21 protein-coding genes are annotated in these 15,041 nt (G+C 42.0%); 18 read left to right on the top strand and 3 right to left on the bottom strand.

Annotation, left to right across the window (positions count from 1 at the left end; genetic code table 11):
• The first annotated feature begins 1,471 nt into the window (after positions 1 to 1,471).
• Positions 1,472 to 1,663 (top strand): CDGSH iron-sulfur domain-containing protein, encoded by a 192-nt coding sequence (locus tag CZ487_RS14720; RefSeq protein WP_077213052.1) that lies wholly within the window; start codon positions 1,472 to 1,474, stop codon positions 1,661 to 1,663.
• 47 nt (positions 1,664 to 1,710) lie between these two features.
• Here CZ487_RS14720 and CZ487_RS14725 read toward each other — a convergent pair whose 3' ends face one another.
• Positions 1,711 to 2,790, bottom strand: coding sequence for an LLM class flavin-dependent oxidoreductase (locus tag CZ487_RS14725; protein ID WP_077213053.1), 1,080 nt, complete (start codon positions 2,788 to 2,790; stop codon positions 1,711 to 1,713).
• 252 nt (positions 2,791 to 3,042) lie between these two features.
• Here CZ487_RS14725 and CZ487_RS14730 point away from each other — a divergent pair, with 252 nt between their 5' ends.
• Together CZ487_RS14730 and CZ487_RS14735 are read left to right on the top strand one after the other, a co-directional pair.
• Complete coding sequence (locus tag CZ487_RS14730) at positions 3,043 to 4,221, top strand: MFS transporter (RefSeq protein WP_077213054.1); 1,179 nt, start codon at positions 3,043 to 3,045, stop codon at positions 4,219 to 4,221.
• Positions 4,222 to 4,457: 236 nt separating this feature from the next.
• Positions 4,458 to 6,131 (top strand): thiamine pyrophosphate-binding protein, encoded by a 1,674-nt coding sequence (locus CZ487_RS14735; RefSeq protein WP_077213055.1) that lies wholly within the window; start codon positions 4,458 to 4,460, stop codon positions 6,129 to 6,131.
• Between the two features lie 57 nt (positions 6,132 to 6,188).
• On the opposite strand, the gene CZ487_RS14740 is transcribed toward CZ487_RS14735, so the two are convergent.
• Positions 6,189 to 6,668 carry a hypothetical protein gene (locus CZ487_RS14740; RefSeq protein WP_077213056.1) on the bottom strand — a complete coding sequence of 160 codons (480 nt, stop codon included), beginning with the start codon at positions 6,666 to 6,668 and terminating at the stop codon, positions 6,189 to 6,191.
• Between the two features lie 205 nt (positions 6,669 to 6,873).
• Between CZ487_RS14740 and CZ487_RS26195 the strand changes: the two genes are divergently transcribed.
• Both CZ487_RS26195 and CZ487_RS14750 read left to right on the top strand, forming a co-directional pair.
• The gene (locus tag CZ487_RS26195) at positions 6,874 to 7,893 is read left to right on the top strand and encodes a cell wall hydrolase (RefSeq protein ID WP_237562891.1); all 1,020 of its coding nucleotides are present in this window, start codon (positions 6,874 to 6,876) and stop codon (positions 7,891 to 7,893) included.
• Between the two features lie 241 nt (positions 7,894 to 8,134).
• Positions 8,135 to 9,031, top strand: coding sequence for a DMT family transporter (locus CZ487_RS14750; RefSeq protein WP_077213057.1), 897 nt, complete (start codon positions 8,135 to 8,137; stop codon positions 9,029 to 9,031).
• Positions 9,032 to 9,122: 91 nt separating this feature from the next.
• Here CZ487_RS14750 and CZ487_RS14755 read toward each other — a convergent pair whose 3' ends face one another.
• Entirely contained in the window at positions 9,123 to 9,941 is an 819-nt protein-coding gene (locus CZ487_RS14755) for a squalene/phytoene synthase family protein (RefSeq protein ID WP_077213058.1), read from the bottom strand.
• 334 nt (positions 9,942 to 10,275) lie between these two features.
• Between CZ487_RS14755 and CZ487_RS14760 the strand changes: the two genes are divergently transcribed.
• The 13 genes from CZ487_RS14760 to CZ487_RS26725 all read left to right on the top strand — a co-directional run bounded on the left by CZ487_RS14760 (position 10,276) and on the right by CZ487_RS26725 (position 14,874).
• Positions 10,276 to 11,661 carry a class II fumarate hydratase gene (locus tag CZ487_RS14760; protein WP_077213059.1) on the top strand — a complete coding sequence of 462 codons (1,386 nt, stop codon included), beginning with the start codon at positions 10,276 to 10,278 and terminating at the stop codon, positions 11,659 to 11,661.
• A gap of 153 nt (positions 11,662 to 11,814) precedes the next feature.
• Entirely contained in the window at positions 11,815 to 11,973 is a 159-nt protein-coding gene (locus CZ487_RS26670; protein ID WP_154676041.1) for a hypothetical protein, read from the top strand.
• A gap of 152 nt (positions 11,974 to 12,125) precedes the next feature.
• Entirely contained in the window at positions 12,126 to 12,284 is a 159-nt protein-coding gene (locus CZ487_RS26675; protein WP_154676042.1) for a hypothetical protein, read from the top strand.
• 48 nt (positions 12,285 to 12,332) lie between these two features.
• Positions 12,333 to 12,491, top strand: coding sequence for a hypothetical protein (locus CZ487_RS26680; RefSeq protein WP_154676041.1), 159 nt, complete (start codon positions 12,333 to 12,335; stop codon positions 12,489 to 12,491).
• 152 nt (positions 12,492 to 12,643) lie between these two features.
• Positions 12,644 to 12,802: a hypothetical protein gene (locus CZ487_RS26685; protein WP_154676042.1), complete on the top strand. Its 159-nt coding sequence runs from the start codon at positions 12,644 to 12,646 to the stop codon at positions 12,800 to 12,802.
• A gap of 48 nt (positions 12,803 to 12,850) precedes the next feature.
• The gene (locus CZ487_RS26690) at positions 12,851 to 13,009 is read left to right on the top strand and encodes a hypothetical protein (RefSeq protein WP_154676041.1); all 159 of its coding nucleotides are present in this window, start codon (positions 12,851 to 12,853) and stop codon (positions 13,007 to 13,009) included.
• Positions 13,010 to 13,161: 152 nt separating this feature from the next.
• Positions 13,162 to 13,320 (top strand): hypothetical protein, encoded by a 159-nt coding sequence (locus tag CZ487_RS26695; protein ID WP_154676042.1) that lies wholly within the window; start codon positions 13,162 to 13,164, stop codon positions 13,318 to 13,320.
• A 48-nt stretch (positions 13,321 to 13,368) separates the two neighbouring features.
• Positions 13,369 to 13,527 (top strand): hypothetical protein, encoded by a 159-nt coding sequence (locus CZ487_RS26700; protein ID WP_154676041.1) that lies wholly within the window; start codon positions 13,369 to 13,371, stop codon positions 13,525 to 13,527.
• A gap of 152 nt (positions 13,528 to 13,679) precedes the next feature.
• Positions 13,680 to 13,838, top strand: a complete 159-nt coding sequence (locus CZ487_RS26705) for a hypothetical protein (RefSeq protein ID WP_154676042.1) — start codon at positions 13,680 to 13,682, stop codon at positions 13,836 to 13,838.
• Positions 13,839 to 13,886: 48 nt separating this feature from the next.
• Positions 13,887 to 14,045 (top strand): hypothetical protein, encoded by a 159-nt coding sequence (locus tag CZ487_RS26710; RefSeq protein ID WP_154676041.1) that lies wholly within the window; start codon positions 13,887 to 13,889, stop codon positions 14,043 to 14,045.
• Positions 14,046 to 14,197: 152 nt separating this feature from the next.
• Positions 14,198 to 14,356: a hypothetical protein gene (locus tag CZ487_RS26715; protein ID WP_154676042.1), complete on the top strand. Its 159-nt coding sequence runs from the start codon at positions 14,198 to 14,200 to the stop codon at positions 14,354 to 14,356.
• A 48-nt stretch (positions 14,357 to 14,404) separates the two neighbouring features.
• Complete coding sequence (locus CZ487_RS26720; RefSeq protein ID WP_154676041.1) at positions 14,405 to 14,563, top strand: hypothetical protein; 159 nt, start codon at positions 14,405 to 14,407, stop codon at positions 14,561 to 14,563.
• 152 nt (positions 14,564 to 14,715) lie between these two features.
• Entirely contained in the window at positions 14,716 to 14,874 is a 159-nt protein-coding gene (locus tag CZ487_RS26725) for a hypothetical protein (protein WP_154676042.1), read from the top strand.
• Positions 14,875 to 15,041: the final 167 nt, after the last annotated feature.

The following is a 15,041-nucleotide window of genomic DNA, read 5'->3' on the forward strand; positions in this document are numbered from 1 at the left end:
ACCGTTTTGCTGAGTGCTGGCTTGCTTTTTGGTTTTCATAACGGCGATGATGACCGTTTTGCTGAGCGCTGGCTGGGTTTTTGGTTTTCATAACCGCGATGAGAACCGTTTTGCTGAGTGATGGCTTGCTTTTTGGTTTTCATAACCGCGATGATGACCGTTTTGCTGAGTGCTGACTTGCTTTTTGGTTTTCATAACGGCGATGATGACCGTTTTGCTGAGTGCTGGCTTGCTTTTTGGTTTTCATAACGGCGATGATGACCGTTTTGCTGAGCGCTGGCTGGGTTTTTGGTTTTCATAACCGCGATGAGAACCGTTTTGCTGAGTGATGGCTTGCTTTTTGGTTTTCATAACCGCGATGATGACCGTTTTGCTGAGTGCTGACTTGCTTTTTGGTTTTCATAACGGCGATGATGACCGTTTTGCTGAGTGCTGGCTTGCTTTTTGGTTTTCATAACGGCGATGATGACCGTTTTGCTGAGCGCTGGCTGGGTTTTTGGTTTTCATAACCGCGATGAGAACCGTTTTGCTGAGTGATGGCTTGCTTTTTGGTTTTCATAACCGCGATGATGACCGTTTTGCTGAGTGCTGACTTGCTTTTTGGTTTTCATAACGGCGATGATGACCGTTTTGCTGAGTGCTGGCTTGCTTTTTGGTTTTCATAACGGCGATGATGACCGTTTTGCTGAGCGCTGGCTGGGTTTTTGGTTTTCATAACCGCGATGAGAACCGTTTTGCTGAGTGATGGCTTGCTTTTTGGTTTTCATAACCGCGATGATGACCGTTTTGCTGAGTGCTGACTTGCTTTTTGGTTTTCATAACGGCGATGATGACCGTTTTGCTGAGTGCTGGCTTGCTTTTTGGTTTTCATAACGGCGATGATGACCGTTTTGCTGAGCGCTGGCTGGGTTTTTGGTTTTCATAACCGCGATGAGAACCGTTTTGCTGAGTGATGGCTTGCTTTTTGGTTTTCATAACCGCGATGATGACCGTTTTGCTGAGTGCTGACTTGCTTTTTGGTTTTCATAACGGCGATGATGACCGTTTTGCTGAGTGCTGGCTTGCTTTTTGGTTTTCATAACGGCGATGATGACCGTTTTGCTGAGCGCTGGCTGGGTTTTTGGTTTTCATAACCGCGATGAGAACCGTTTTGCTGAGTGATGGCTTGCTTTTTGGTTTTCATAACCGCGATGATGACCGTTTTGCTGAGTGCTGACTTGCTTTTTGGTTTTCATAACGGCGATGATGACCGTTTTGCTGAGTGCTGGCTTGCTTTTTGGTTTTCATAACGGCGATGATGACCACTTCGCATTAGTTTTATTTGTCTTTAGTCCTTCATGAGTGAAATGAAGGACTTTTACCTTTGTCTATCGAAGTTTTATCCTTACTCCCGTTTTGTCCATCTGATAAACAATAAAATGGTTTAAGAATTTCGATTACTGGAAATCATTGTTAAAAAAGGAGGGTATATATGGCTACGATAAAAGTGAATGATAATGGGCCTTTACGTGTTTCTGGGGAAATTGAATTGCTAGATGGTGAAGGAAATAAAATTCAAGCAAAAGAAACTTTTTCGCTATGCAGATGTGGTCTTTCTGACAATAAGCCTTTTTGTGATGGAAGCCATAAGGGTAAATTTGAAAGCGAAGTAAGAGCCGAATAACCGCATAAAAGGGACAAGGTTTTTTAATAAACCAAGTCCCTTCCATGTTAATTCTGCTTGGAAATTTTATGCTCCACTCGCGGCATGACTTCTTCTTTTAGTAATCTCATTGATTTTTTCCATACATCCGGATTTTCACTATAATCGTAACCTGTTACAAGTAAACCGCCAAAGCCCCCTACTCGTTCGTAAAGGTTGGCAATTCGGTTAGCAACGGTTTCTGGAGAACCAACAAACCAATTATGTTTGGCAACGTATTCAGTACTGACTTCCGAATCGTCAACATTTTCTTCATGTTTAAATACAGAGACTGCCCCCAATTTTGTAAATAGTGGAATCCAGTACTCACGATGCTGCCTTCCCATCATTGATCCAAGTGATCCCTCTAGCGCTTCTTCATCAGTATCCGCTACAAAGACATCTCTTGTTATTCTCCAATCAGCTCGATTAGGTTTTTTACCCGTTTTTTCGGCACCTTTTTCAACAGACTTCCAGTGTCCTGAAATGTAATCGATATTAGCTCCAAGACTCATTGGAATAAAGCCTTTCTCTCCAGCTGTGATTAATGTTTCTGAATTCGGACTCAGTCCCGTTACACTTATCGGAGGATGGGGTTGTTGATAAGGATAAATATGATAGCTTAAATACTCGTCCCCCTCAATTTTATTTGCGTTCCAGTATTTACCTTCAAATTGGAATGGCTCTTTCTCATTCCAGAGCTTTAACATAATTTCCATTGCTTCGACCATCATTTTACGATTCTCCCCAACAACACCAAATGTTTGATGATCGCTTGGCAGGCCTCCTGCACCGATTCCAAGCATTAACCGGCCCTGTGATAGATGATCTAAATACGCAACACGATGGGCGAGTTCTACTGGATGGTGATAAGGTAAAAGGTGCGCACCTGGTGCTAATTTAATCTGCTTGGTCATCGTAATCGCTTGAGCTATTAGTAAATCTGGCGCTGGAATCGGCTCCCAAGGCGAAGTAAAATGTTCACCAATCCAAGCTTCACTGTACCCAAGTTCATCTGCATACTGAATCATTTCTAAATCCCATTGCGTAGCGTCATAAAGACTCCTCTCTGGCGGATGTGACGGCATAAGGAAAATACCAATGTTCATGAAATCCTCTCCTATCTATAAAAATAATAATAAAACGCTTTCAATCTATTAAAAGCTTTTCTATTTCCTATATTTATGCAGTCTTTAATCAATAAATTAATGATTTTAAAAATAAAGTTTGTCTTTTCATATTCTCATAGATTAACCAATAGAATGCTTCTCTCATTTCCTTTCCCAGTGATTACTCCTTGTAATTCGTACTGTTCAGGTATACTATTAAAAACGTAGCTTTTTTAAGAAAGGGCGTTTTCAATGAATAAACGAGTCTACTTCTTAATGATCGTTTCCTTTGTCATTGGAATGGTCGAATTAATTATAAGTGGAATCCTGGATTTAATTGCGGAAGATTTAAATGTAAGCTTGGGCCAGGCAGGCTACTTAATTACGATATTTTCTCTTATTTTTGCTATTGCTTCCCCGATTCTATTAATCTTAACGGCAAATATTGAACGAAAAAAATTAACGCTGATTTCTTTAGTTATTTTTCTAATCGGGAATGCAGTCATTGTCTTTGCTCCTACTTATAGCATCGTGTTTACAGGACGTGTGATTACAGCTATAAGCGGCGCGTTGCTGATTATTTTATGCTTAGTGATGGCTCCTAGTTTGGTGGAGCCTCAGTATCGCGGCCGCGCAATTGGAGTTATTTCTATGGGGGTCAGCGGGTCGCTTGTGCTAGGAGTGCCGCTTGGATTAATGCTTGGCAATGCTTTTGGCTGGAGAGCTCCATTTGTTCTCATTACGTTCTTAACCCTCCTGTCGATTGTGGGCGTCTATTTCTTTATGGAAAAGGTTGCACCAAAACCATCTGTTCCTCTTAAAAAGCAACTAGCCACACTTAAAAGTCAGAAAGTCTCTTTTGCACATGCCACTACTTTTCTTTATATGGCCGGACATTCAGTACTTTACACTTATTTAAAACCATATATTGATGCAACAACAGGGCTGCAAGGTTCCTGGATTAGTGTTATCTACTTTTTATTCGGTTTAGCGGCTGTACTAGGCGGTGGAATTGGCGGAACAATGTCCGATAAACTAGGTTCCAAACAAACGATCTCTATTTCGATTATTGGATTGGGGATTGTTCTCTTTACGATGTCGTACTCGACTTCCATTCTTTTTGTTTTTCTAGTCGTGTTAATGATCTGGGGTATGTTAAGCTGGGTTATTTCTCCTGCGATGCAAAGTTATCTGATTGAAACATCACCTGAAACTTCTGATATTCAGCAAAGTTTGAGCAATTCCTCGCTGCATCTTGGTATTGCAGCCGGTTCATTAGCCGGCGGTGTTGTCATTGAGCAAGCATCTGTGGAGATCAATCCGACAATTGGTGCGTTTCTAGTACTGCTTTCCCTTGTAACAGTTATTATCTCGATACGAAAAAAATCGGCTGTTCACCATAAGTCAAATTTGGATAAGCAGCTGATTTAAAGGTTTGTTATTAGGCAAACTGCCCATAGCAAATGCCGGATCTCAGGAGGATCCGGCATTTTTTAATATATGGTGAGTCTTCGTTCCCATTATCCGCAAAAATGAACTATTAAAATTCCCCTATAAGTTAAACATTATTTTTATAAGATTGAATATTTATAATATTATAATTATGATGTATATTTATGGATGAAGAAATGATATAAAACTATAAAAATAGTAAGGTGTGTGATGACATGCTTGGTAGAGATCTTGTCTTGAAAGCTTTTCAAAAGTATGAAGTAGAGTATTTGTTTGGAAACCCTGGGACAACTGAATTGCCGTTGATTGATGGTTTGGTAAACTACCCGGATATTGAATTTGTTGTTTCTCTGCACGAAGATGTTTGTGTAGGGATGGCTGCGGGCTATGCACAAGCAACAGGTAAGCCTGGTGTAGTTAACCTCCATGCAGCGCCAGGGCTTGCACATGGAATGGGCAATGTATATGATGCTTTTCGAGCTGGGGTCCCACTTGTTGTTACGGCCGGACAGCAGGATACTAGATTAGCTATACAGGAACCCGCTCTTTGGGGAGAAATGGTGAGCATGGTAAAGGATTATACAAAATGGAGTTGGGAAGTTAAAAACGCACAAGAACTACCAACTGTTCTACATCGAGCCTTTAAAGTAGCCATGACCGAGCCAATGGGTCCTGTTTTCCTTTCCTTTCCATCAGATGTACTTTGGCAAGAGGTTGATGCAGAACCCCTTCCATTAACGGTTGTTCCATCAAACATACGAGGTGACCTAGAAGCAGTTAAACAGGCGTCAAGCTTAATTCAAACTGCCAAGAATCCTGTTTTTATTGTAGGGGATCGCATTGCCACGAGTGAGGGTATGGACGAAATGGTTCGGCTTGCTGAATTGACAGGGGCTCCTGTCTATATTGAGCATCAATGCTCACGGCTAAGCTTCCCTTATAGTCACCCGCAATATGCTGGCAGATGCTTACCGAACGGCCCGTTTTTAGAAGATATCCTTTCGAAAGCTGATGTCGTTGCGTTTTTTGGCGTTAGCAGTCAGGCACCTCTCCTCTATTTTGATCGACCGATCATCCAACAAGGAACAAAGGTGATCGCGATTGATAGCGGTGAATGGGAACTTGGCAAGAATATGTACGTAGATGTACCGATTATCTCGAATCCGCGAATAGCTGTTAAAGAAATAACAGATTTCATCGAGACCAGCGCAAGTCATGAAGACAGGGTTCGTTTTAGCAATTTAAAAGAGCAAACACTGCAGATGAAAAAACAAAGAGATCAATTGCGTTTACAGGAATTAGAAGAAACAAAAGGGAATATTCCTCTTTCCCCTGCTGAGGTTATGTATGAATTAAACAAAGCTTTGCCAAGTAATGCTATTATTGTTGACGAATCGGTTACTTCTGGGAAGTATACACATAGTTACTTGGAATTGAATACGCCAGGCAGTCTCATCGCCTTGAAAGGCGGCGGTCTTGGATATGGGATGCCAGCTTCCCTCGGCGCGCAGCTGGGACGGCCAGACAAAAGAATCGTCAATGTGATTGGGGATGGGTCTTCCCTTTACTATATTCAATCGTTATGGAACGCTGCTAGAAACAAGCTGCCAGTTGTCTTCGTCATCATGAATAATCAGAGCTACATGATTCTAAAAGGTGGAATTCTCAATATTAATGGAGAATCTGCAAAGCACAAAGTGTTCCCTGGAATGGACTTAAATGAACCGGCCGTAGACTTCGTCAGTGTTGCAAAAGGCTTCGGGATCGATGCTGTGAGGGTTGAAAAGCCCGAAGATCTACAGCCTGTTTTTGAGAGAGCTTTTCAAGAGAAAAAACCAATGTTAATAGACGTACTCATTGATTCAACCGTCAAGGTGTTTTTAAAATAAACAATCTTCAAAAAAAAAGCCGAATGCCCGTGTATTATCGCGGAAATTCGGCTTTTGTTATTTGGTCTCTTGTTCTCCCTGCTCTTTATTACGATTGGTTTTAAATATATCTTTTGAGACTGCATTTAGTTTATTGACGAACCTGTTAAAGCCAAAGCCAACAAAGAAAGCAAGACTGATCGGTCCATATGGTGTATGCTCAAAATCCGTAAATTCAATTAAAAAAATCCCGCTTTGAATAAGTGTCACGGCCACAATCGCTGTTCCAGTTGCAAAAATCGGATAAAAAATGTACATGATCCATTCACGATAGTTGTCTAATTCATCGTTTACATAATGAGAACAAAACATATATAAATGTCGAAGTGATCCCCCGATCGATCCAGCGAAAAAGTAATACAAAAAGATTTCAATCTCCGAAATGAACGGAAATGAATTCTCTAAAGCTCCTGTCCATAAGGCGCCGACCGCAAAAAAGCTTCCAAAAAACAACAGGGAAAGGTAGATCAGAATAACTGCTTTTACCCATGTCTTCATGAGAACACCCCCGCGCTATTACATTATCCTATGAGGCCCTAACAGGTCATGTTCCTCTTTTTGATTAACAAAACTTTCCAATTTACTAGATTTGTTATCTCTATGTAATAAAACTGTAATACTATTCTATTTAAGTTCTTCATAGAAATGGATTTAGATAAGAGATTCACAATCGTAAAACTAAATTCACTAGGAGGACTACCACTTGAAAAATCTATTAGCTGCACTAGCATTACTAGCACCGTTCATTTTCGGATCAATCGCTTTTGCTTATAACATTGAAGAAGGTTTAAAATCAGAAAATCCTAAAGAAGAAAAGGTAACATCACAAGCCATCTCAGGCTCCAAATTAGAAACTCATAATCTCGACTTGACTGCCCCCGGCCAATTTTTACATATAAATAAGGCAATACAAGCTATCGAGACAAGCAACCCTCAAATTGATAGCAGCAATGTTGCTTCTATTTCAAATCATAGCCTTAAATTAGCGACGAGTCCCGCGTTGGACAAGAATGATGTGCTAATGAGCACCATAACTGAGAAAAATATGATTGAGGCAAATAATTCTCTTGAAATAAATTCTAATAGCATTACGGAGGCAGATAACGCTGAGGACGCAACTGACGATGCTGTTTCGACAACTACTGTTGAAACAACGAACACTTTAGAGACAACGACCGCCGCATATGAATCTGATAGACCAGAACAGACCGATACCAGCATCGAATCTGATAACATAGCAGAACCAGCTGTCGATACTAAATCTAGAAACGTCGAAGAGGCTGCTGAAACGGTTGAAGAAACAGTTGAAGAAACGGTTGAGCCTCAACCAGCACAAGCAGAAAATCAGTTTGGTGTCGAAGATTTTACTAACAATGAAATAGATTTACTTGCTAGATTGGTAAGAGCTGAAGCGCAGACAGAACCTTTAGAAGGAAAAATCGCTGTAGCTTGTGTGGTGCTGAACAGAGTCAAGAGCTCACAATTTCCAGACACAATCAAAGGAGTCATTTATCAGCCGCGACAATTCCAGCCGGTTTCCAATAACCAAATTAATACACCAGCTGATGCGGAATCCATTGAAGCTGTAGAAGCTGCGTTAACAGATCATAATCATATTGCTGAAGATTCCTTATTCTTCTACAACCCCGATATTGCAACAAGCCGCTGGTTAGATTCGAGAGAAACTACTGTTGTAATTGGACAACATGTCTTCAAAAAATAAACAAATAGGGTGTGCTCATTAGTGGATTTAAAAATCCCTGCTGATGGGTACACCTTTTTCAATTCTCTGGTACAAGCCCTCCCTCTACCTGTTCTCTCCCATAACGCACCCCTAAATCCATTAACTTTAATAATATGTTCAGACACCTCCTATTAAAAATGAAGATTTTGTGGAATTTCATTGAATTTTCACTAGTTCCGTAGTACCGTTAGTCTTGAATACGTTAAGGAGATGAAAACCGATGTCAAAAGCATACATAATGGCGTTCGTCACCGTCATTATATGGGGATCTACCTTTGCTGCCATTCGTGCAAGCCTACATGGCGGTTATGAGCCTGGTCACCTCGTACTCGTCCGGTATTTAATAGCATCTGCTATATTTATCGTATATGCCCTTTTGCCAGGTGTTCGTTTCCAATTGCCGAAAAAAAAGGATCTGTTAAAAATCATCCTTCTCGGATGGATCGGAATCAGCGTCTATCATATAGGAGTTACGTTTGGCGAACAAACGATTTCAGCAGGTACGGCCGGAATGCTGATAGGTTCAGCGCCCGTTTTCACAGCGATCATTGCAGTTCTTGTATTAAAAGAACGTCTGGATTTTCAAGGCTGGGCAGGACTTTTCATTGGATTTATTGGAATTGTCATCATCACATTAGGAACATCAGATTCTTCCTTTTCCATATCAAAAGGAGCGATGCTCGTGCTCATGTCTGCTGTAGCTACGTCAATCTTTTTTGTTTTTCAAAAGCCTTTATTTAAACGATATTCTCCAATCGAATTAACGGCTTATTTTACTTGGGCCGGCACACTGCCGTTTTTCTTTTTTGCACCAGGAACACTGGAGACAATCCAACACGCTAACCTGGAAGCAAATTTATCAGCACTATATGTGGGAATTTTTCCAGCAGCGATTGCCTATGTCACCTGGGCTATTGCTCTATCATTAGGAAATGCCAGCTCGATTTCGAGTGTTTTGTACATTGAACCGGTAATTGCCATTGTCGTGTCATGGCTTTGGCTTCGAGAGCTGCCTAGTACACTTTCACTCATTGGAGGAATCATAACTATCTCTGGAGTGCTGGTTGTGAATGGAGTCGGAAAACAGCGTCGTCATGCAGCAACAAAAAGCATGTAGAAAAAGAGCCTGATTACTTCCCTATTTCTTTTTGAAAAAAGGGAAAAATCAGGCTCTTTTTCTATTATGAGTTGACATAAGCTTGTCTACTCTATGAATTGACTACTTTATTTACCACTTCCGTTACGGAGGCTCTTGACATCTTCTCTTTTCCTTCTTTTAACGCTTTGAGAGTGGCAAATGCAAGCTCTAGCGGAATGCTGCAAAATGTACGAATTTCATTTGAGGTGATATCATTCAGATAAATTTTAGCTAATGCCAGATTCTTCTCTGCGTATTGAAACATATCCTCAAGCGTCCAACCTTCAGGGAAAAAGCTGACCCCGCGTACCCCATCTTCTTTATAGTTACGCAGGATATTTACAGACTGCAGACCGCGGCCAAATGCAATCGCGAGTTTCTTGTCTGTATCTGTACCATCATACCACTTCCAGATGTCTGTCAGCATTACTCCCACTAATCCAGCAACGTAGTATGTATAATCGTCCAGATCCTTCTCATCCTTGATCTTCCACTCTTTTTCCGCCCAATATGCCATTCCTTCCGCCATCGTAGAGGTAGCCTGCAGGACATTATCAGTTATGTCTGTCGGACATAGTTTAATCCAATCAGCGAGTCGCAGTGAGACTTCTGGCAGCTGTGCTTTATAAGGGAGGAGAACTTTTTCCAGATCCTCTTCACGAAAGGCCGTTTGCAGAAGTTGACTGACCGACAGCAGTAAATCATTTTTCGTTTTCAACGGGAGCTGAGGATGGTCCTCAATTTCATCAATTGCCCTCATGCATAAATAGGCCGATGCCACGGTCTCTTTTAACTTTTCTGGCAAAAGATTAATTGGGATAAAAAATGTCCGGCTTGTCTCCTTTAAGACGTCCATTGCTTCCTTATGCAAATTGTCTCTATCACTCATTTGTTGTTATCTCCCTTAATTTTGATCTTTTCTTTATACTAAAAGGTAACATACTTTTAAAGGCTTTGGCAAAGTATACACCCTGCTAAATTTCAAGGTCTGACCGCAAACAGGAGTTATGTAATGAATGCAATAATGTCTTTTGTGCCTTTTGGTTTAGGAAACATGAACCTCTATTTAGTAAATTAGAATGATGGATCTATGTTATTTTGCGAGAAAGCATATAGTTACTTTTTTCTAGATGAGATTACGAGAGGAAAATCCTTAATATTCCAAAATAACAAGGGTTACAATAAATATAATCATTAATCAATGGGTTATAAAGGAGAAAAATATGACATCTTCCGGACAATACCGTAGAGATACAGATACTTTAGGAGAAGTAATGATCCCTAGATACGCCTATTATGGCGCCGAAACACAGCGGGCTGTTGAAAATTTTCAAATCAGTGGAATCGTGCTGCCAAGAACTTTTATTAAAGCGCATGGAATCATTAAGTCTTCTGCTGCTCTCATAAACATGGAGCTAGGAAAACTTTCACAAGATATAGGACAAGCGATTATTCAAGCGTCTGAGGAGGTTATTCAAGGTAAATGGGATGACCATTTTGTTGTCGATGTCTATCAAGCAGGAGCGGGCACTTCACAAAATATGAACGCCAATGAAATCATTGCAAATCGAGCATCGGAAATCCTGACGGGTCGAATAGAGTCTAATAAGATTAACCCGCATGATCATGTGAACCAGTCGCAATCAACGAATGACACCTTTCCATCTGCACTTAATATGGCTGCGGCAGAAAATTTGGTGCAGCGTCTCCTTCCTGCGGTAAACAAATTGCAGCAAGCGCTGGAACAGAAATCTCAGGAATTTATGCCAATTTTAAAAAGCGGCCGGACTCATTTACATGATGCGGTTCCAATGCGGCTAGGACAGGAATTCTCTGGTTATGCTGGGACCATTCAGAACGCTTATCATCAAATCGAAAATTCTCTTGATCTGCTTTATGAGATTGGGTTAGGTGGAAATGCGATCGGAACGGTTAATAATACACACCCTCAATATTCAGAGAAGGTGATTGCTGAAATTGCTAGACGAACGAACCTTCCTTTCCGGCAGCCAAAGAATCTCTTTAGTTTCATGCAAAACCGTAATGCAGCGTTTCAGACGATGGCGTCCTTAAAGGATTTGGCCATTCATTTAATTAAAATCACGAGCGATCTGCGCTTATTAAGCTCTGGTCCGAGAACGGGATTATCGGAAATCACTCTCCCTTCTGTTCAGCCAGGCTCAACGATCATGCCCGGGAAGGTGAATCCTGCGATACTAGAAATGACGCATATGGTGTGCTGCCGAGTAATCGGGAATGAATCAGCAATGGCTGCAGCTGGCATGGCCGGACAGTTAGAGATCAACGTAATGATGCCGTTCATCGCCTACACCCTGCTAGAATCGATTGAATTGCTTTCAAACTCACTAGAAACATTGGTGAGTAAGTGTATTAATGGGATTGGAGTTAATGAAGAAAACTGCCGAAATTGGATGGAGTCGAGCCTTTCTTTAGTGACGGGGTTAAGTCCGCTTCTCGGCTATGACCTTGCAGCGCAGATTGGTAAGGAAGCGGATGAGCAAAACAAGCCGATAAAGGAAATACTTCTCGAAAAAGGGCTATTAAATCCGCAAACGGAGAAAGCACTTGAGCCGGAAGGATTGTTATAGGATTGACTATTGGATGTGATTTTGACTATGAAATAGGAACAATCGTGTCCGATGCAAAGTGATTTTAAGGTTCACTTCTGGAGTATCGGGAATGCATCTTCATGACAGGGATGAAAACCATTTTCTCTTCCGGAACAAGGAGAAACGGTCTTCATGACAGCAATGAAAACCATTTTCTCTCACGAACAAGGGAAAACGGTCTTCATGACGGCGATGAAAGCCATTTTCTCTTCCGGAACAAGGGAAAACGGTCTTCATGACAGGGATGAAAACCATTTTCTCTTTCGGAACAAGGAGAAACGGTCTTCATGACGGCGATGAAAACCATCTTCTCTTCCGGAACAAGGAGAAACGGTTTTCATGACGGCGATGAAAGCCATTTTCTCTTCTGGAACAAGGAGAAACGGTCTTCATGACGGCGATGAAAACCATCTTCTCTTCCGGAACAAGGAGAAACGGTCTTCATGACAGCAATGAAAACCATTTTCTCTCACGAACAAGGGAAAACGGTCTTCATGACAGGGATGAAAACCATTTTCTCTTTCGGAACAAGGAGAAACGGTCTTCACGCCGGCGATGAAAACCATTTTCTCTTCCGGAACAAGGAGAAACGGTCTTCATGACGGCGATGAAAACCATTTTCTCTTCCGGAACAAGGAGAAACGGTCTTCATGACAGCAATGAAAACCATTTTCTCTCACGAACAAGGGAAAACGGTCTTCATGACGGCGATGAAAGCCATTTTCTCTTCCGGAACAAGGGAAAACGGTCTTCATGACAGGGATGAAAACCATTTTCTCTTTCGGAACAAGGAGAAACGGTCTTCATGACGGCGATGAAAACCATCTTCTCTTCCGGAACAAGGAGAAACGGTTTTCATGACGGCGATGAAAGCCATTTTCTCTTCTGGAACAAGGAGAAACGGTCTTCATGACGGCGATGAAAACCATCTTCTCTTCCGGAACAAGGAGAAACGGTCTTCATGACAGCAATGAAAACCATTTTCTCTCACGAACAAGGGAAAACGGTCTTCATGACAGGGATGAAAACCATTTTCTCTTTCGGAACAAGGAGAAACGGTCTTCACGCCGGCGATGAAAACCATTTTCTCTTCCGGAACAAGGAGAAACGGTCTTCATGACGGCGATGAAAACCATTTTCTCTTCCGGAACAAGGAGAAACGGTCTTCATGACAGCAATGAAAACCATTTTCTCTCACGAACAAGGGAAAACGGTCTTCATGACGGCGATGAAAGCCATTTTCTCTTCCGGAACAAGGGAAAACGGTCTTCATGACAGGGATGAAAACCATTTTCTCTTTCGGAACAAGGAGAAACGGTCTTCATGACGGCGATGAAAACCATCTTCTCTTCCGGAACAAGGAGAAACGGTTTTCATGACGGCGATGAAAGCCATTTTCTCTTCTGGAACAAGGAGAAACGGTCTTCATGACGGCGATGAAAACCATCTTCTCTTCCGGAACAAGGAGAAACGGTCTTCATGACAGCAATGAAAACCATTTTCTCTCACGAACAAGGGAAAACGGTCTTCATGACAGGGATGAAAACCATTTTCTCTTTCGGAACAAGGAGAAACGGTCTTCACGCCGGCGATGAAAACCATTTTCTCTTCCGGAACAAGGAGAAACGGTCTTCATGACGGCGATGAAAACCATTTTCTCTTCCGGAACAAGGAGAAACGGTCTTCATGACAGCAATGAAAACCATTTTCTCTCACGAACAAGGGAAAACGGTCTTCATGACGGCGATGAAAGCCATTTTCTCTTCCGGAACAAGGGAAAACGGTCTTCATGACAGGGATGAAAACCATTTTCTCTTTCGGAACAAGGAGAAACGGTCTTCATGACGGCGATGAAAACCATCTTCTCTTCCGGAACAAGGAGAAACGGTTTTCATGACGGCGATGAAAGCCATTTTCTCTTCTGGAACAAGGAGAAACGGTCTTCATGACGGCGATGAAAACCATCTTCTCTTCCGGAACAAGGAGAAACGGTCTTCATGACAGCAATGAAAACCATTTTCTCTCACGAACAAGGGAAAACGGTCTTCATGACAGGGATGAAAACCATTTTCTCTTTCGGAACAAGGAGAAACGGTCTTCACGCCGGCGATGAAAACCATTTTCTCTTCCGGAACAAGGAGAAACGGTCTTCATGACGGCGATGAAAACCATTTTCTCTTCCGGAACAAGGAGAAACGGTCTTCATGACAGCAATGAAAACCATTTTCTCTCACGAACAAGGGAAAACGGTCTTCATGACGGCGATGAAAGCCATTTTCTCTTCCGGAACAAGGGAAAACGGTCTTCATGACAGGGATGAAAACCATTTTCTCTTTCGGAACAAGGAGAAACGGTCTTCATGACGGCGATGAAAACCATCTTCTCTTCCGGAACAAGGAGAAACGGTTTTCATGACGGCGATGAAAGCCATTTTCTCTTCTGGAACAAGGAGAAACGGTCTTCATGACGGCGATGAAAACCATCTTCTCTTCCGGAACAAGGAGAAACGGTCTTCATGACAGCAATGAAAACCATTTTCTCTCACGAACAAGGGAAAACGGTCTTCATGACAGGGATGAAAACCATTTTCTCTTTCGGAACAAGGAGAAACGGTCTTCACGCCGGCGATGAAAACCATTTTCTCTTCCGGAACAAGGAGAAACGGTCTTCATGACGGCGATGAAAACCATTTTCTCTTCCGGAACAAGGAGAAACGGTCTTCATGACAGCAATGAAAACCATTTTCTCTCACGAACAAGGGAAAACGGTCTTCATGACGGCGATGAAAGCCATTTTCTCTTCCGGAACAAGGGAAAACGGTCTTCATGACAGGGATGAAAACCATTTTCTCTTTCGGAACAAGGAGAAACGGTCTTCATGACGGCGATGAAAACCATCTTCTCTTCCGGAACAAGGAGAAACGGTTTTCATGACGGCGATGAAAGCCATTTTCTCTTCTGGAACAAGGAGAAACGGTCTTCATGACGGCGATGAAAACCATCTTCTCTTCCGGAACAAGGAGAAACGGTCTTCATGACAGCAATGAAAACCATTTTCTCTCACGAACAAGGGAAAACGGTCTTCATGACAGGGATGAAAACCATTTTCTCTTTCGGAACAAGGAGAAACGGTCTTCACGCCGGGGATGAAAACCATTTTCTCTTTCGGAACAAGGAGAAACGGTCTTCATGACGGCGATGAAAACCATTTTCTCTTTCGGAACAAGGAGAAACGGTCTTCATGACGGCGATGAAAACCATCTTCTCTTCCGGAACAAGGAGAAACGGTTTTCATGACGGCGATGAAAGCCATTTTCTCTTCTGGAACAAGGAGAAACGGTCTTCATGACGGCGATGAAA

The sequence above is a fragment of the Robertmurraya dakarensis genome, from assembly GCF_900156875.1.
Classification (GTDB): Bacteria; Bacillota; Bacilli; order Bacillales; family Cytobacillaceae; genus Robertmurraya; species Robertmurraya dakarensis.

Excerpts from the sequence above, each read along its gene's own strand:
- CZ487_RS14755 (WP_077213058.1), bottom strand. The coding sequence starts at position 9,941 with ATGAGTGATAGAGACAATTTGCATAAGGAAGCAATGGACGTCTTAAAG.
- CZ487_RS26695 (WP_154676042.1), top strand. The coding sequence starts at position 13,162 with ATGACAGCAATGAAAACCATTTTCTCTCACGAACAAGGGAAAACGGTC.
- CZ487_RS14750 (WP_077213057.1), top strand. The coding sequence starts at position 8,135 with ATGTCAAAAGCATACATAATGGCGTTCGTCACCGTCATTATATGGGGA.
- CZ487_RS26680 (WP_154676041.1), top strand. The coding sequence starts at position 12,333 with ATGACAGCAATGAAAACCATTTTCTCTCACGAACAAGGGAAAACGGTC.
- CZ487_RS14720 (WP_077213052.1), top strand. The coding sequence starts at position 1,472 with ATGGCTACGATAAAAGTGAATGATAATGGGCCTTTACGTGTTTCTGGG.
- CZ487_RS14735 (WP_077213055.1), top strand. The coding sequence starts at position 4,458 with ATGCTTGGTAGAGATCTTGTCTTGAAAGCTTTTCAAAAGTATGAAGTA.
- CZ487_RS14725 (WP_077213053.1), bottom strand. The coding sequence starts at position 2,790 with ATGAACATTGGTATTTTCCTTATGCCGTCACATCCGCCAGAGAGGAGT.
- CZ487_RS26705 (WP_154676042.1), top strand. The coding sequence starts at position 13,680 with ATGACAGCAATGAAAACCATTTTCTCTCACGAACAAGGGAAAACGGTC.
- CZ487_RS14760 (WP_077213059.1), top strand. The coding sequence starts at position 10,276 with ATGACATCTTCCGGACAATACCGTAGAGATACAGATACTTTAGGAGAA.
- CZ487_RS26710 (WP_154676041.1), top strand. The coding sequence starts at position 13,887 with ATGACAGCAATGAAAACCATTTTCTCTCACGAACAAGGGAAAACGGTC.
- CZ487_RS26670 (WP_154676041.1), top strand. The coding sequence starts at position 11,815 with ATGACAGCAATGAAAACCATTTTCTCTCACGAACAAGGGAAAACGGTC.
- CZ487_RS26725 (WP_154676042.1), top strand. The coding sequence starts at position 14,716 with ATGACAGCAATGAAAACCATTTTCTCTCACGAACAAGGGAAAACGGTC.
- CZ487_RS26715 (WP_154676042.1), top strand. The coding sequence starts at position 14,198 with ATGACAGCAATGAAAACCATTTTCTCTCACGAACAAGGGAAAACGGTC.
- CZ487_RS26690 (WP_154676041.1), top strand. The coding sequence starts at position 12,851 with ATGACAGCAATGAAAACCATTTTCTCTCACGAACAAGGGAAAACGGTC.
- CZ487_RS14740 (WP_077213056.1), bottom strand. The coding sequence starts at position 6,668 with ATGAAGACATGGGTAAAAGCAGTTATTCTGATCTACCTTTCCCTGTTG.
- CZ487_RS26685 (WP_154676042.1), top strand. The coding sequence starts at position 12,644 with ATGACAGCAATGAAAACCATTTTCTCTCACGAACAAGGGAAAACGGTC.
- CZ487_RS26675 (WP_154676042.1), top strand. The coding sequence starts at position 12,126 with ATGACAGCAATGAAAACCATTTTCTCTCACGAACAAGGGAAAACGGTC.
- CZ487_RS14730 (WP_077213054.1), top strand. The coding sequence starts at position 3,043 with ATGAATAAACGAGTCTACTTCTTAATGATCGTTTCCTTTGTCATTGGA.
- CZ487_RS26700 (WP_154676041.1), top strand. The coding sequence starts at position 13,369 with ATGACAGCAATGAAAACCATTTTCTCTCACGAACAAGGGAAAACGGTC.
- CZ487_RS26720 (WP_154676041.1), top strand. The coding sequence starts at position 14,405 with ATGACAGCAATGAAAACCATTTTCTCTCACGAACAAGGGAAAACGGTC.